This window comes from Aeromonas rivipollensis (genome assembly GCF_037811135.1).
GTDB lineage: Bacteria > Pseudomonadota > Gammaproteobacteria > Enterobacterales > Aeromonadaceae > Aeromonas > Aeromonas rivipollensis.
The window spans coordinates 2551550-2566611 of record NZ_CP149130.1; the positions used below are offsets into that span (position 1 = coordinate 2551550).

The 15062-nt window shown below is 64.0% G+C and carries 14 protein-coding genes; 7 read left to right on the forward strand and 7 right to left on the reverse strand.

The features are described from left to right. Positions 1-51: 51 nt before the first annotated feature. The 5 genes from WIR04_RS11565 to pspA all read right to left on the reverse strand — a co-directional run bounded on the left by WIR04_RS11565 (position 52) and on the right by pspA (position 3912). Positions 52-1083 (reverse strand): TIGR01620 family protein, encoded by a 1032-nt coding sequence (locus tag WIR04_RS11565; RefSeq protein ID WP_338887019.1) that lies wholly within the window; start codon positions 1081-1083, stop codon positions 52-54. A gap of 30 nt (positions 1084-1113) precedes the next feature. Then, positions 1114-2520 (reverse strand): YcjX family protein, encoded by a 1407-nt coding sequence (locus WIR04_RS11570; protein ID WP_338887021.1) that lies wholly within the window; start codon positions 2518-2520, stop codon positions 1114-1116. Positions 2521-2596: 76 nt separating this feature from the next. Continuing rightward, positions 2597-3001 (reverse strand): envelope stress response membrane protein PspC, encoded by a 405-nt coding sequence (gene pspC, locus WIR04_RS11575; RefSeq protein ID WP_338887023.1) that lies wholly within the window; start codon positions 2999-3001, stop codon positions 2597-2599. After that, complete coding sequence (pspB, locus tag WIR04_RS11580; protein ID WP_025326779.1) at positions 2998-3234, reverse strand: envelope stress response membrane protein PspB; 237 nt, start codon at positions 3232-3234, stop codon at positions 2998-3000. Before pspB ends, pspC begins: the two co-directional genes overlap by 4 nt. A gap of 3 nt (positions 3235-3237) precedes the next feature. After that, positions 3238-3912, reverse strand: coding sequence for a phage shock protein PspA (gene pspA, locus WIR04_RS11585; protein ID WP_338887026.1), 675 nt, complete (start codon positions 3910-3912; stop codon positions 3238-3240). Positions 3913-4107: 195 nt separating this feature from the next. Between pspA and pspF the strand changes: the two genes are divergently transcribed. From pspF to WIR04_RS11615, 6 genes are all read left to right on the forward strand, one after another. Further along, on the forward strand, positions 4108-5151 hold the full coding sequence (pspF, locus tag WIR04_RS11590; RefSeq protein WP_338887028.1) for a phage shock protein operon transcriptional activator: 1044 nt from the start codon (positions 4108-4110) through the stop codon (positions 5149-5151). A gap of 172 nt (positions 5152-5323) precedes the next feature. Beyond that, positions 5324-6919 carry an ABC transporter substrate-binding protein SapA gene (gene sapA, locus WIR04_RS11595; RefSeq protein WP_338892548.1) on the forward strand — a complete coding sequence of 532 codons (1596 nt, stop codon included), beginning with the start codon at positions 5324-5326 and terminating at the stop codon, positions 6917-6919. Positions 6920-6995: 76 nt separating this feature from the next. Beyond that, positions 6996-7955 (forward strand): ABC transporter permease, encoded by a 960-nt coding sequence (locus WIR04_RS11600; RefSeq protein ID WP_338887030.1) that lies wholly within the window; start codon positions 6996-6998, stop codon positions 7953-7955. A 209-nt stretch (positions 7956-8164) separates the two neighbouring features. Beyond that, positions 8165-9058 carry an ABC transporter permease subunit gene (locus WIR04_RS11605; RefSeq protein ID WP_025326774.1) on the forward strand — a complete coding sequence of 298 codons (894 nt, stop codon included), beginning with the start codon at positions 8165-8167 and terminating at the stop codon, positions 9056-9058. Positions 9059-9268: 210 nt separating this feature from the next. After that, positions 9269-10267, forward strand: a complete 999-nt coding sequence (locus WIR04_RS11610) for an oligopeptide/dipeptide ABC transporter ATP-binding protein (RefSeq protein ID WP_005325353.1) — start codon at positions 9269-9271, stop codon at positions 10265-10267. A 235-nt stretch (positions 10268-10502) separates the two neighbouring features. Continuing rightward, the gene (locus WIR04_RS11615) at positions 10503-11288 is read left to right on the forward strand and encodes an ATP-binding cassette domain-containing protein (RefSeq protein ID WP_338887033.1); all 786 of its coding nucleotides are present in this window, start codon (positions 10503-10505) and stop codon (positions 11286-11288) included. 145 nt (positions 11289-11433) lie between these two features. Here the strand turns inward: WIR04_RS11615 and miaE are convergent, their stop codons facing one another. Continuing rightward, positions 11434-12192: a tRNA isopentenyl-2-thiomethyl-A-37 hydroxylase MiaE gene (gene miaE, locus WIR04_RS11620; protein ID WP_005325367.1), complete on the reverse strand. Its 759-nt coding sequence runs from the start codon at positions 12190-12192 to the stop codon at positions 11434-11436. Positions 12193-12320: 128 nt separating this feature from the next. Next, positions 12321-13334, reverse strand: coding sequence for a LacI family DNA-binding transcriptional regulator (locus WIR04_RS11625; RefSeq protein ID WP_338887035.1), 1014 nt, complete (start codon positions 13332-13334; stop codon positions 12321-12323). A 251-nt stretch (positions 13335-13585) separates the two neighbouring features. Between WIR04_RS11625 and ascF the strand changes: the two genes are divergently transcribed. Then, positions 13586-15040 carry a PTS cellobiose/arbutin/salicin transporter subunit IIBC gene (ascF, locus tag WIR04_RS11630; RefSeq protein ID WP_338887037.1) on the forward strand — a complete coding sequence of 485 codons (1455 nt, stop codon included), beginning with the start codon at positions 13586-13588 and terminating at the stop codon, positions 15038-15040. The last annotated feature ends 22 nt before the right edge of the window (positions 15041-15062 follow it).

A 15062-nucleotide genomic window follows, 5' to 3' on the forward strand; every position in this document is an offset into this window, starting at 1 on the left:
AAGCCGCCCGGGGATGGCTCTGGCAGGGAGATCACCGCCCTTGAATGGCCCCTATGACGTGCGAAGATAGCCCGCCAGCTGGCCGACAAGCCGCTTGCGCAGCTCACCGAGCCTGGGTTTCTCGTCCGCACACCAGGGCAGCGGGCGGCACGCCTCTATGGTGCGCAGCCCCAGGCGGGCGGTGAGCAGGCCGGCCCCCACCCCTTGCGCGGCGCGGGCGGAGAGCTTGGCGGTGAGCTCGGCCCCCAGCAGATCCATGCCCACCTCTGTCACCAGCTCGGTGGCGCCGGCATAGAGCATGTTGCGAAACACCTGGCGGATGAGGCGAATGCGGCTCCAGTAGCCGAGCTCGATGGCGTAGACATCGGCGATGTCCTCGATCATCCGCAGGTTGCGCCACAGCATCAGCATCATGTCGACGGTGGCGAGCGGGCTCAGGGCCACCAGCACGGCGGCCTCCCCCGACCATTTGGCGACCCGGGCCTGCGCGAGCTTGTCCCGCTCGCCGAGCACAAGCTGGCTGTAGAGGGTCAGCACCTCCCGATCGCTGTGGCTCTCGTCGAGCTGGCCGAGCCAGGTGCGATATCCCTCCCGCCCCTTGTCACCACTCTTTTCGGCCAGGGCCTCGCAGAAGGCCTGCCCCTGCCCCACACCCTGATGGGCGAGCAGGTCTTCGGCGCGGGAGCGCACATCCTGGCGCCGCTTGAGGGGGCGCAGCCGCAGCCACTCGCGCCCCACCACGCCGGCCGTGCCCACCGCCACCAGACCCGAAGCCAGCAGCCAGGCGCCGCCCCAGAGCGGGGTGGTAAGAAACTGGTCGTAGAGGAAGGCGCCAAACTGGCCCAGGGAGAGCAGGCCGACCGCCCCCAGCCCCCAACCCAGCAGGCGATGGCGGCGACGGGGCCGCACCGTCAGGGCCGGGGCCACCTCGGTGAATGCATCGAGCTCCTCGAGTCGCTCGAAGCTCTCTTCTTCCAGCCGCTGGGCCGGGGCCGGGGGCGGCACCTCGCTCGCCACCGACAGGGTCGGCTCCAGGATCACCTTGCCTTGCAGCGGCACCTTCTGTGTTGTCTGATCGTTCATCTTGTTCTCTGCTCCTTGGTGCGGCGCCGGTTATTCGAGGTGATCCCCGAGCAAGAACTCCAGTGCCGCGTCCAGCCGGATATGGGGCAGCGCCTGATGGGCGCTCATGGGCATGGGGCGAAATGCCTGAAAATCGAAGCCCTGGGTGCTCCACCACTGGGCTGGCGGTATCTGGGGCGGCACCTCTCCGGGAAACAGCAAGAGCGGCTCCCCTGCCAGGCTGGTGCCGCGGATGGCCGGGAACTCGCGGCCATTGGCCTGCCCCTTGCCCACCTCGGTGGCCTTGATGGCGGCCAGCGCCAGGCATTCGGTCTCTATCCCCTCGAAGCGGGCCTGGCCCCGACCGCTGCTCACCAGATGCTGGAGCAGGGAGACCAGGGGGCCATGCTGCTCCGGGGTGACGTGATCGGCCTTGCTCGCCACGAACAACAGCTTGTCGATGCGCGGGGAGAACAGCCGGCGCCACCAGTTGCTCTTGCCATAGGCGAAGCTCTCCATGATGCGGGCGATGGCCTGCTGCATGTCGCCGAAGCTGGCGGCCCCGGCATTGAGGGGCGCCAAGCAGTCCACCAGCACTATCTGGCGATCGAAGCCTGCGAAGTGCTGCTCGTAGAAACCCTGCACCAGGTGCTGCTTGTACTGCTCGAAGCGTTGCTTGAAGGTGGCGTAGAGGGTGCCATCGGCAGGCTCCTGGGCCGGTTTGTCCCAGACCCAGGGCACGAATTGCAGCAGCGGCGCCCCGGCATACTCCCCCGGCAGCACGAAACGGCCAGGCTGGATGAGGTGCAGCCCCAGCTCGTGCTTGCAGGCGTGCAGATAGTCGGTGTAACGCTGTGCCAGCTCGCAGGCGGGCCGCTCCTCGAAGGCTTGCTCGGCCTGCCAGCCGGGCGCCAGCCAGTTGGCGGCCAGGGCCTGCAGCTCGGGGCGACGCAGCTGGTTTGCCACCTGCTCGCTCCACTGCTCGTAGCTCAGATCCAGCAGCGGCAAGTCCAGCAGCCATTCCCCCGGATAATCCACCAGATCCACATAGAGGGTGGAGATCTCCCCCAGGTGACGGCGCACCGGGTGGCGGGTGCGGTAGCGAATTTCGAGGCGCACCTCGGCCACCCCCCGGGTGGGCGCAGGCCAGGCGGGCGGCTCGCCGAACAGGGCGTCTAGGCCGCGCTCGTAGGGGAAGGTGGGAATGTGGGCATTTTGCTGGGGAACCCGGCGGGCGCCGAGGATCCGCCCCTGGCGCTGGGCATCCCACAGGGGCAGACGGCCGTCGATGGCGGCGTGCTCCAGCTGGTTGACCAGCGCCGTGATGAAGGCGGTCTTGCCGCTGCGGGACAGGCCGGTGACCGCCAGCCGGATGTGGCGATCCCGAGCCCGGTTCACCACCTCAAAGGCCTTGTGCTGCAGCACAGACCATGACTGTTCGAGTTTGTTGCGTATCAAGGCGGGTCTTTTTCTCCTGTCACAGCCGAACCATGGGGGTAAGGGCCGGGGCCAGGGCCCCGCGCCACTGCGGTACTCAGAGCTTGCTGAACTCGCGCTGCAGGGTGAACTCCTTGGAGGTCACCAGCTTCTCGATGCGCTGCACCCTTGGCTCAAGCGCGTCGAGCTCCTGGGCGATGCGGCCGAGCGCCTGGTGGGGGGTGACGCCGGCCTGCCAACTGCGCGCCTTCATGCGCACCTCGGCAAAATCCGCCTCCTGCTCCCCAAACAGGGTGACAGGTTTCTTGTCGAGCAGGAACCAGGCGGCAATGTAGGCGGTGAAGGTGATGAAACCGGCGAAGATGAGGCCTGTGATGGCCAGCAGCCGCACTATCCAGGTCTCCACCCCGAAGTAGTCGGCAAGACCGGCGCAGACGCCCGCTATCTTGCCCCGCTGGGGATCCCGGTAGAGGTTGCGTCCCTCTTTGCTCTGCTGTGTCATACCTTGTTCCTCCAACCCGGGACCTCGGCATCCAGAATGGATTCCAGGGCCCCGACCCGCTCCTGCATCTTCTCGGCACGGGCCAATAACCCCTGCAACTGTTCCCGCTCACTGTCGGCAAGGCCTGCACCGATCCGCCCCTTGGCGCGGTAGTGCAGCACCAGCCAGATGGGGGCCACCACCACCATGAAGACCACCATGGGAACCATCAACACACCCAGCAGATCTTCCATCTGTTACTCCCCCTGTTTGCTGTCGCTCTGACCGAGCTTCTGACGCATGGCCTCCAGCTCGCGGCTGATCTGATCGTCTGCCTCCAGCTCGGCAAACTGCTGGGCCAGCGCCTTGTCGGACTGGCCCAGATCGGCGCGGGCTTCCATCTCGTCGATGCGGCGCTCCATGCGCTCGAACTTGCTGACCACGGCCTGGCTGTCGCCACGGGCCACCTGGCTCTGCACGTTCAAACGGCTGCTGGCCGCTTCGCTGCGAATGGCCATCGCCTTCTGGCGGGCACGGGCGTCTTCGAGCTTGGCTTCCAGCTGGCGGATCTCGTCGCCCAGCTTGTCGATGCCGCTGTCCACCGCCTGCTGCTCGCGATAGAGCGCTTCGGCCAGCTCGGTCTGCTTGTTCTTCTCGATGAGGGCGGCACGGGCCAGATCCTCGCGCCCCTTCGTCAGGGCCAACTCGGCCTTGGCCTGCCATTCGCTCACCCGCTCCTGATGGCGGCTGACCTGACGGCCGATCTCTTTCTGGTTGGCGAGGAAGCGGGCCAGGTTGGAGCGCTCCTTCACCAGTTCATCTTCCATCTCCTGGATGATCAGGCGCACCATCTTCTGGGGATCCTCGGCCTTGTCGAGCAGGGACGTCAGATTGGAATTGATGATGTCGGCCAGGCGGGAAAAAATACTCATGGTTGTACTCCTGTGATGGGCATTGGGTTGTTTCTCCATTGACAATGGCAACTTGTGTGCCAATCTGGAACAATAATTAACTTGTTGATTTATATGGGTACTCTCCATGAGTTTCAAGACGCCCGGAACAAGAGATGATTAAAATAACCAACTTTTGGTAAGATTAACCAGATTTTTCAACGAACAGGGATCAGGATGACCACGGCCACGGAAAGTCTGTTGGGTGAGTCCAACGCGTTTCTAGAGATCATCGAGCAGGCCTCGCGACTCGCCCCTCTGCGCAAACCCGTGCTGATCATCGGCGAGCGGGGGACCGGCAAGGAGCTCATCGCCCACCGCCTACATTATCTCTCGGATCGCTGGGATCAAAGCTTTGTCACCATCAACTGCGCCACCTTGAGCGAGAGCCTGCTGGAAACCGAGCTGTTCGGCCATGAGGCGGGCTCCTTCACCGGCGCCGCCAAGCGTCATCAGGGCCGGTTCGAGCGGGCCGATGGCGGCACCCTGTTCCTCGACGAGCTGGCCACCACCAGCGCCCGGGTGCAGGAGAAGCTGCTGCGGGTCATAGAGTACGGTGAATTCGAGCGGGTGGGCGGCGCCAAGGCGCTCAAGGTGGATGTGCGCCTGGTGTGCGCCACCAACGAGGATCTGCCGCAGCTGGCGGCCCGGGGACAGTTTCGTCACGATCTGCTGGACCGGCTGGCCTTCGACGTCATCACCCTGCCCCCGCTGCGGGAGCGACGCGAAGACATACTGATGCTGGCGGAGCACTTCGCCCACGGCATGACCCGGGAGCTGGGGTATCCGCTGTTTGCCGGCTTCTCCCGCAAGGCGACCCAGTTGCTGCAAGATTACTCCTGGCCCGGCAACGTGCGGGAGCTCAAGAATGTGGTGGAGCGCAGCCTCTACCGTCAGGGCAATCCGCAGTTGCCGCTCTCGGAGCTGGTGATCAACCCCTTCGACTCCCCCTGGCGACCCCGTACCGGCACCCCGTCCCCGGTCACCACCGAGGCGACCTCGACAAGCGGCCCCCAGGCCATGAGCCTGCCACTGGATCTCAAGGGGGCGGTCGCGGAATACGAGATTAATTTACTCAAGCAAGCGATGCAGCAATCCCAGTATAATCAGCGCAAAGCCGCCCAATTGCTGACCCTGAGCTATCACCAGTTCAGGGGCATGCTGCGCAAATACCAGCTGCTCGAGGGGGATGACAACAATGGCAATGCGGACAACGACTGACCCTCTGCCATCACCTCCGTCGAGACATGCCAGGTAAATACCCGCTGCTCGAGGGAATTGACGAGGGGGATGTTCGCTTCCCCCCCGATGGGACGTCCTGCCCGGCAGGATCCCGCAACGCGCCCGCCCTCTGGCGGGCAACTCTGTCTGAAAACATGGTTCCAACATGAGAATGCTCACACCACTGCTGCTCGGTCTCCTGGTACTGGTCACCGGCTGTCAGAAACAAGACGATGCCTCCAGGACCGGGCTCATCTATTGTGCCGACGGGGCGCCCAGATCCTTCAACCCGCAGCTTGCCAATTCAGAGGCGACCCTGGATGCCAGCGCCCGCCCGCTCTACGATCGCCTGCTCGAGGTCAATGCCAATACCCTCAGCATCGAGGGGGGCCTCGCCACCCACTGGCACAGCAGCGAGGACGGCCTCTCCTATACCCTGACCCTGCGCAAGGGCGTGACCTTCCATCGCACCCCCTGGTTCAATCCGACGCGCCACTTCAACGCCGATGACGTGCTCTTCACCTATCATCGCCTGCTGGACGAACACCATCCCTTCCACAGCATCTCGGGTGGCGAGTACCCCTATTTTCACAGCCTGGGGCTGAGCAGCCTCATCAAGCGGGTCTACAAGAAGGGCACCCATGAGGTGGTGTTCGAGCTGAACCGGCCGGATGCCTCCTTCCTCGCGACCCTGGCCAGCGACTACGCCATAGTGCTCTCGGCCGAATACGGCGAGCAGATGATCAAGGCTGGTACGCCCGAGCTGCTGGACAGCCGCCCCATAGGGACGGGCCCCTTCAGCTTCAAGGAGTACCGTCACAACGAGTTCGTGCGCTACCTGCGCCACCCCGGCTACTGGGGCGGCGAGGCGAAGATTGAGCAGCTCATCTATGACATCACCCCCAAGTCGTCCAAGCGACTCGCCAAGCTGCTGACCGGCGAGTGCGACGTGATGAGCACTCCCTCCGCCAGCCAGCTGTCGGTGATCGACAGGGACGCCCACCTCAATCTGTCGGTGCAGTCGGGGATGAACGTCGCCTTCCTCGCCCTCAATACCCGCAAAGCCCCCTTCAACAAGGTGCAGGTGCGCCAGGCGCTGGCCAGTGCCATCAACGTGCAAAACCTGCTGCAGGCGGTCTATTTCGAGACGGGTCAGCCTGCCGCCAGCCTGCTGCCGCCACTCTCCTGGGGCTACAACCCCTCCCTGACCCAGCGCAAGCCAGACCTGAGGCTCGCCCGTCAGCTGCTCAGGGATGCCGGCTACCCGCAAGGGTTCGAGATGCAGGTGCTGGTACAGCCCGGCGCCCGCCCCTACAACCCGGACGGCCTCAAGACGGCCCAGCTGATGCGCAGCGATCTCGCCAAGATAGGGGTGAAGCTCAAGATAGTGCAGCAGGCCTGGCCGGTCATCGAGACCCGGCTCGCCCACGGGCAGTATGACAGCCTGCTCTCCGGCTGGATCGCCGATAACGCGGATCCGGACAACTTCTTCCGCCAGCTGCTGAGCTGCGCCGCCGTCGAGCGGGGCAACAACTACAGCCGCTGGTGCAGCCCCGCCTTCGATCAGCTGCTGGACGATGCGGTGACCACACCGCAACTCGCCTTCCGCCTGCGCAACTATTACTATGCCCAGTCGCTGCTCAACGAACAGCTGCCGCTCATTCCGCTGGCCCATGCCCTGCGCACCCAGGTGAGCCGCAGCGACATCCAGGGACTGACCCTCATGCCCTTTGGCGGCACCACCTTCAACCAGGCCTATCGGGAGTGAACATGGCTGGCATCCATCCCATCGGTGGCATCTGGCCTCCCTTCCCATCGACGCACCCCTGCGCGGAGGCATAAGCATGTTTTTTTATATTCTGCGTCGCATCACCCTGCTGGTGATCACCCTGCTGGTGCTGACCATGGGGGCCTACCTGCTGGAGTTTCGCCTCATCGGCCAGGTGCTGGACTTCTGGCACGGCTACCCGGACTTCCTGCAGCGCATCGTCGAGGGAGATTTCGGCCTCTCCAGCGTCTCCGGCCTGCCGGTACTCGACGAAATCCGTCACTACTTCCCGGCGACCCTGACCCTCTGTCTCGCGGCCTTTGCCATCTCGCTGCTGGTGGGGATCCCGTTCGGGACCCTGGCGGCCCTCTACCAAGGGCGTGGCCTGGATCTCTCCATCATGGCCGCCGGCCTCATCGGCTACGCCGTGCCCGTCTTCTGGCTGGCGCTGCTGATGGTGATGTTCTTCTCCCTGGATCTCGGCTGGCTGCCCTCCTCCGGCCAGATCAGCCTGCTCTACGACGTCCCCTCCATCACGGGGATCGCCATCGTCGACGTGCTGATGAGCCAGGAGCCCTGGCGCGAGGCGGCACTCCACGACGCCCTGCGCCACCTGGTGCTGCCGTCCCTGGTGCTGGCCGTGGTGCCGACCACCGAGGTGATCCGTCACGTGCGCAGCTCCCTCATCGACGTGATGAAGCAGAACTACATCAAGGCCGCCGCCAGCCGTGGCCTCTCCCGCCGCCAGATCGTCTGGCGCCACGGCCTCAAGAATGCCCTGCCCCCCGTGCTGCCCCTGCTCGGCCTGCAGCTCGGCAGCGTGCTCACCTCCGCCATGATCACCGAGGTGGTGTTCGACTGGCCCGGGATCGGCCGCTGGCTGGTGAGCAGCATAGCGCTGCAGGACTATGCCGCCATCCGCGGCGCCTTCCTGGTGGTGGCCAGCTTCGTCATCTTCATCAGCGTCAGCACCGAGTTGCTGACCACCATCATGTATCCGGCACGACGCAAAGAACTCTATGCAAAACAAGACTGAGTACACCCACAGCGGCACGCACGCCAGCCTGTCGGCCTCGCGCTGCTCACCGCCTTCATGCTGTATCCGGCACGGCGTAAAGAACACCATGCAAAACAGGACTGATTGGGCTTGCGGCCGCATATGCGCCCCCCTTGTCCGCCACGGCGCAAGATACCCTATGCAACACAAGACTGACCCCGCTCATGGCCAGGGCTGGAGCCTGCATCATGCACGATAAATCGAACATCTATCCGGAGCTCAAGATCCTCTCCCCCCTGGAGCAGACCTGGGTCTCCTACCGCCGCAATCCGCTGGCCATGGGGGGGCTCTGGTGCTTCGGCCTGCTGCTACTCATTACCCTGGTGGGCCCCCTGGTGGTGCCCTACGGCATCGATGATCAGCACAGCGGCCGCCTGCTGCTGGCCCCCTCCTGGGCCAGCACGGGGAACATCGACTACTTCCTCGGCACCGACGATCTGGGCCGCGACATCCTCTCCCGCCTCGTGGTGGGGGCCCGCCTCACCTTCGGCAACGCCTTGCTGGTGGTGGTGATTGCGCTCCTCGTCGGCTCCGCCATCGGCATCCTCGGCGGCATGAGCAAGGGGGTGAAGTCGAGCGTGCTCCATCACCTGCTAGATACCCTGCTCTCCATCCCCTCCCTGCTGCTGGCCATCATAGTGGTCGCCATACTGGGGCCAGGGCTGTTCAACACCCTGATCGCCATCACGCTGGCGCTGATCCCCCCCTTCATCCGGGCGACCTACAACGCCGTCCACGCCGAGATGCAGAAGGAGTACATCATCGCGAGCCGCCTCGACGGTTCGCCCCCCTTGCGGATCATGCGCCTCGCCATACTGCCGAACATAGTGGAAACCCTGGTGACCCAGACCACCCGGACCCTCTCTGCCGCCATCCTGGATATCTCGGCGGTGGGCTTCCTCGGCCTCGGGGCCCAGTCCCCCCAGCCGGAGTGGGGCGCCATGCTGGCGGATTCGAGCGATCTCATCTATCTGGCCCCCTGGACAGTGACCCTGCCGGGCATGGCCATTCTGTTCAGCGTGCTGGTGACCAACCTGGTGGGTGAAGGCATTCGCGAAGCGCTTAAAGAGGGGAACGACTGATGCAATGTTCTGTGCCGAAGATAGGCATGCTCACCCTTGTTCTCCGCCCATTCCTGTACGGCGTGCTGGTTAACCCATCGCTGGTGGGTGAAGGGATCCGCGAAGCGCTCAAAGAGGGGAACGATTGATGATACTGCGGCTCTATACCATCAAGGACGGCATGGCCCAGATGCAGTACGCCCAGACACAGCCTCATGAGGAGCGCCACTGATGCCCTTGCTCGACATACGCAACCTGACCATCGAGATCGACACCCCCCAGGGCAAGGTCAAGGCGGTGGACAGGGTCAGCCTGACCCTGAACGAGGGGGAGATCCGCGGCCTGGTAGGAGAATCGGGCTCGGGCAAGAGCCTGGTGGCCAAGGTCATCGTCGGCATCCAGAAAGACAACTGGACGGTGCGCGCCGACCGGATGCGCTTCAACGACATGGACTTGCTGACCATGGCCCCCAAGGAGCGACGCCGCATCATGGGCCGGGAGATCGCCATGATCTTCCAGGACCCCATCAGCTGTCTCGACCCCTCCGAGGAGATAGGCACCCAGCTCGAGGAGGCCATCCCCACCAGCGCCTTCGCCGGCAAGTTCTGGCAGCGCTTCCAGTGGCGCAAGAAGCGGGCCATCGCCCTGCTGCACAGAGTCGGCGTCAAGGATCACCGCAAGGTGATGCGGGCCTATCCCCACGAGCTGTCGGATGGCATGTGCCAGAAGGTGATGATCGCCATGGCCATCGCCAACCAGCCGCGGTTGCTGGTGGCGGACGAGCCCACCAGCGCCATGGAGTCCACCACCCACTCCCAGATCCTGCGGCTGCTGGACAAGATGAACAAGCTGGGCAATACCACCATCCTCATCATCAGCAACGACATTGCCGCCATCGCGAACCTGACAGACACCATCAACATCATGTACTGCGGCCAGATGGTGGAAGTGGGCACCCGGGATCAGATCCTCGAATCCCCCCGTCACCCCTATACGGACGCCCTGCTCAAGTCCATTCCCGACTTTGACAAGCTGGTGCGCCACAAGTCCCGGCTCGAGACCCTGCCCGGGGTGATCCCCCCCCTGCAGCACCTGCCCATCGGCTGCCGCCTCGGCCCCCGCTGCCCCTACGCCCAGAAGCAGTGCGTGCAGACCCCGCTGATGAGCAAGGTCAAGGGACACCAATTTAGCTGCCACTTCCCCTTGAACATGGAAGAGCCGAAGAAATGAGCCCGAGTCATCACCAGCCCATGCCCAATCAGCAAGGCCAAGGGACATCCATTTCCCAGCTGCCACTTCCCGCTGAACATGGAAGAGCCGAAGAAATGAGCCCGAGTCATCACCAGCCCATGCCCAATCAGCAAGGCCAAGGGACATCCATTTCCCAGCTGCCACTTCCCGCTGAACATGGAAAAATCGAAGAAATGAGCCTGACCGTGAATACCGCCATAAAGGAGCCCAGCCTGTGATCGAACCCGCCCTGTTGCAGGTCAGGGGCCTGTGCAAGACCTATCAGAACCGCACCGGCCTGTTCCGGCGCCAGGCGGTGGAGGCCATCAAGCCCCTGTCGTTTGATCTCGGAGTGGGCCAGACTCTGGCCATCGTCGGCGAGGCGGGCTCCGGCAAGAGCACCCTGGCGCGGATCCTGGCCGGCATGATAGAGCCGAGCGGCGGCGAGATCGCCATCGAGGGGCAGCCCCTGGTCCACGGTGATTATCAGACCCGCTGCAAGCTGCTGCGGATGATCTTCCAGGACCCCAATACTTCGCTCAACCGCAAAATTAGGGTCGGCCAGATCCTGGAGACGCCGCTGCGGCTCAACACCGAGATGACCGAGGAGGAGCGCCGGGAGAAGGTGATCCAGACCCTGCGCATGGTGGGCATGCTGGCGGATCACGCCCTCTTCTACCCCCAGATGCTCTCCGCCGGTCAGCAGCAGCGGGTGGGGCTGGCGCGGGCGCTGATCCTCAACCCGAAAATAGTGGTCGCAGATGAGGCGCTCTCCACCCTGGACATCTCGGTGCGCTCCCAGATCATCAACCTGCTGCTGGAGATGCAGGAGGCCATGGGGCTGAGCTATGTGCTGGTGGCCAACGATCTGGGCATCGTCAGCCACATCAGCGACGAGGTGCTGGTGATGCACGAGGGCCGGGTGGTGGAGCGTGGCAAGACCCTGCGGGTCTTCGCCGATCCCCAGCACGACGTGACCCGTCGCCTCATCCAGAACTACAACAACGAATACCGCCGCTGATCCCCAGCAGTTCCCCCTCCGGCCCATGGGCCGGGCATAAAAAAACCCGGCCTGATGTCGCATCAGTCGCCGGGGGATTGCGCTCAAAAAAGTGATTGCGTCGCTCGTAGTAGGAACACCGAGATAGTAGGCAGCCCCTTTGGGCTCAACAACTGTCAGATCTGACAGGCAGGCCGCTATGGAACCTGAACTGAGGATCCGGCGAGCAGATAAGCTCTGCTTCAATCCGGCCAAAATAGGCGACCCGCTCGCTGATATCCTCCCCGGCGTACTGCTCGGCCAGTGCCAGATAATCCTGGTAGTGGCGCGCCTCCGATCGCAGCAGGGAGACATAGAAGCGACCCAGCTCCTCGTCCAGGTGGGGGGCAATCTTCGCAAAGCGCTCGCAGGAGCGCGCCTCTATGTAGGCGCCGATGATCATCTTGTCCACCACGGCCGCCGGCTCGTAGGTACGCACGTGGGCCAGCAGGCTGCGGGCATAGCGGGAGGCGGTGACGGGCCCGTAGGGGATGCCGCGGGCCTGCATTATCTCCAGCACCTGCTCGAAGTGGTGCAGCTCCTCCTGGATGAGCCGCACCATGGGGAACAGCAGGGGATTGCGTTCGAGCTCGGCGAACACGCTTCTGTCGGACTCCCCCATGGTGCGTTTGCCGAGGATCTCGGCCTTCTCGGGGATGGCATCCAGCTCACGGTAAAATTCAAGCTTGGGCAGCAGGTGGCGCTTCTCCTTGGGCAGGCAGTAGCGGCGCACCAGGCTGTGGGCCGTCAGGGCGGCCTTGTTCTCGCAGTTGGCGTGATCGATGAGCAGGGTCGGCAATTGGGCGGGATCCCGCGCCATCTCCACCCACTCATCCGGGGTCTCGCAATGCAGGAACTGACGAACGGGGGCTAGCAGGTCATCCATCTGAACTCTTGTACTCTCTGGTTAGTCTTGATTGGCATATATTGATGCGGCTTGATACGGCGGGCGAAGCCCGCGAAGGGGGCCCATGCTAACGGATCCCGCCCCGCCTGCCCAGCGCAGAGGCGGCCTCACTCCAGCAGCCGTTTGAGGGAGTCGCGCCGGATCAGCTTGCCGCTGAAGGAGGGCAGCGCCTCGGGCTCGCCCTCCTCCACCATGGTGATCAGCCGGCTGATGGTCTCCTGGATCATCTCGGTCACCGGCATCTTGACGCTGGCCAGCGAAGGAATGACATAGGGAGCCAGGGCGATGTCGTCGAACCCCACCACAGAGACCTGCTCCGGCACCGACAGGCCGCACTCGTGCAGCTGCTTGATGGCACCGATCGCCATGTCATCGTTGCTGGCGATCAGGGCACTGAAGCTCACCCCGCGCGCCAGCAGGGTCGAGACCCCGGCCGCGCCGCAGGCGGGGGTCCACTTGCCGGGGGCGATCAGTGCCTCTCGCACGGGAATGCCGTGGCGGGCAAGGGCCTCGAGGTAGCCGGTGAGGCGCTCTATGCCAGTGGGGGAATCCGCCGAGCCTGTGATGAAGGCGATGTCCCTGTGCCCCATCTCCACCAATTTATCCACCACGGCCGCGGCGGCCGCCTGCTGATCGGAGTAGATGCAGTGCGCCGGGTGGCGCCGTAACTTGCGGTTGAGCACCATGATGGGCTGGGAGTGCTGCTCGATGATCTCGTCCATCTCCTCGACGCTGAGAAAACGCGGGTAGATGATGACGCCGTCACAGCGGGAGTCGAGCAGGTACTGGATGGCCTGTCGCTCCTCCTCGGCGCTGTGCTTGCCGTCGGCCAGGATCAGCTGCCGACCCCTATCTTCGGTCAACCGCGCCGCGTGGGAGAGCAGCTCGCTGAAATAGACGCCGTGATAGAGGGTATTGGTCACCACCAGCCCCAGAGTCTGGGTGTTTTTGGTGGCCAGCTGCCTCGCCAGCAGGTTGGGGCGATAGCCGCTCTCCTCTATGGCCTGGAACACCCGATCCCGGGTCTCCTGACTGGTATAGCCATTGCCCGACAGCACCCGGGAGACAGTCGCCTTCGACACCCCTGCCCGCTTCGCCACCTCCAGCATAGTCGTCATCATCTTCCCCTCTTCTCGACGGGCCGCAGTGTACTGCACGGGACCCGCTTGTGCTAACGAGAATGGGCGCAGGCCCCCCCCTTTCAGTGATCCCATTCACGGTTCTGCACAATGGCGGTGCGGCCGTCTTGTCTGTGAGCATGAAACTGAGCATGCTGTGTGGAACCGGTTCCACAATGCAGTTTCATTCCCGTTCTTCCCGTCGTCAATGACGGGGCTCGACAGGCCTCATTTGGTAAAAAGGATACGACTAGATGTCAAAGAACTACGCGGCCCTGGCCGGCAAGGTCATCACGGCCCTAGGCGGAACCGGCAACATCGTCGCCGTGACCCACTGCATGACGCGCCTGCGCTTCGTGCTGCAAGACCCCACCCTGGTGGACAGTCCAACGCTCAAGGCCACTGCCGGGGTACTTGGGGTGGTCAGCAGTGATAACCAGTGCCAGGTGATCATCGGCAACATGGTCTCCCACGCCTATCGCGAGGTGCTTGCCCAGTTGCCGGAAGGCGCACGGGGAGACGTGCCAGCGACCAAGCCAGGTTTCAGCCTGCGCCGCCTGGGCGCCGCCATTCTGGACGCCCTGATCGGCACCATGTCACCCCTCATTCCGGCCATCATCGGCGGCTCCATGCTCAAGCTGCTGGCCATGGTGCTGGAGATGACAGGGGTGCTGGAGAAAGGATCCTCGACCCTCACCATACTCACTGTGGCCGGTGACGGCGCCTTCTTCTTCCTGCCCCTGATGGTGGCCGCCTCCGCCGCCGTAAAGTTCAAGACCAATATGTCGCTCGCCATCGCCATCGCCGGGGTGCTGGTGCACCCCAGCTTCATAGATCTGATGGCCAGGGCCGCCGAGGGGGAGCAGGTGACCTTCGCCCTGATCCCGGTCACCGCGGTGAAATACACCTACACAGTGATCCCGGCCCTGGTGATGACCTGGTGCCTCTCCTACATAGAGCGCTGGGTCGATCGCATCACCCCGGCGGTGACCAAGAACTTCTTGAAGCCCATGCTGATAGTGCTCATCGCGGCGCCGCTCGCCATCCTGCTCATCGGCCCCGTCGGCATCTGGATTGGCACCGCCATCTCGGGCCTGGTCTACACCGTTCACGACTACCTCGGCTGGCTGTCGGTGGCCATCATGGGCGCGCTCTGGCCGCTGCTGGTGATGACCGGCATGCACCGCGTCTTCACCCCAACCATCATCCAGACCATCGCCGAGACCGGCAAGGAAGGCATGGTGATGCCCTCAGAGATAGGCGCCAACCTCTCCCTCGGCGGCTCCTCCCTGGCGGTGGCCTGGCGCACCAAAAACCCCGAGCTGCGCCAGACCGCGCTGGCGGCGGCCGCCTCCGCCATCATGGCGGGGATCTCCGAGCCCGCCCTCTACGGGGTGGCCCTGCGACTGAAGCGGCCCCTCATCGCCAGCCTTATCAGTGGCTTCATCTGCGGCGCCGTGGCAGGCATGGCCGGGCTCGCCAGCCACTCCATGGCGGCCCCCGGGCTCTTTACCAGCGTGCAGTTCTTCGATCCGGCCAACCCCATGAGCATCGCCTGGGTGTTCGCCGTGATGGCGCTCTCGGTGGTGCTCTCCTTCGTGCTGACCCTGGTGATGGGCTTTGAGGACATACCTGTGGAGGTACCCGGCGAGAGCGCCGCTCCCCAGCCCGTCGCGGCCAGCCAGGCACAGGCTACCGCCGGTGCGTGACTCCCCTATCAGACATAAAAAG

Coding starts and splice junctions, on each gene's coding strand:
- WIR04_RS11565 (WP_338887019.1), bottom strand. CDS start 1,083: ATGAACGATCAGACAACACAGAAGGTGCCGCTGCAAGGCAAGGTGATC.
- pspC (WP_338887023.1), bottom strand. CDS start 3,001: ATGACACAGCAGAGCAAAGAGGGACGCAACCTCTACCGGGATCCCCAG.
- pspB (WP_025326779.1), bottom strand. CDS start 3,234: ATGGAAGATCTGCTGGGTGTGTTGATGGTTCCCATGGTGGTCTTCATG.
- pspA (WP_338887026.1), bottom strand. CDS start 3,912: ATGAGTATTTTTTCCCGCCTGGCCGACATCATCAATTCCAATCTGACG.
- pspF (WP_338887028.1), top strand. CDS start 4,108: ATGACCACGGCCACGGAAAGTCTGTTGGGTGAGTCCAACGCGTTTCTA.
- sapA (WP_338892548.1), top strand. CDS start 5,324: ATGCTCACACCACTGCTGCTCGGTCTCCTGGTACTGGTCACCGGCTGT.
- WIR04_RS11600 (WP_338887030.1), top strand. CDS start 6,996: ATGTTTTTTTATATTCTGCGTCGCATCACCCTGCTGGTGATCACCCTG.
- WIR04_RS11605 (WP_025326774.1), top strand. CDS start 8,165: ATGCACGATAAATCGAACATCTATCCGGAGCTCAAGATCCTCTCCCCC.
- WIR04_RS11610 (WP_005325353.1), top strand. CDS start 9,269: ATGCCCTTGCTCGACATACGCAACCTGACCATCGAGATCGACACCCCC.
- miaE (WP_005325367.1), bottom strand. CDS start 12,192: ATGGATGACCTGCTAGCCCCCGTTCGTCAGTTCCTGCATTGCGAGACC.
- WIR04_RS11625 (WP_338887035.1), bottom strand. CDS start 13,334: ATGATGACGACTATGCTGGAGGTGGCGAAGCGGGCAGGGGTGTCGAAG.
- ascF (WP_338887037.1), top strand. CDS start 13,586: ATGTCAAAGAACTACGCGGCCCTGGCCGGCAAGGTCATCACGGCCCTA.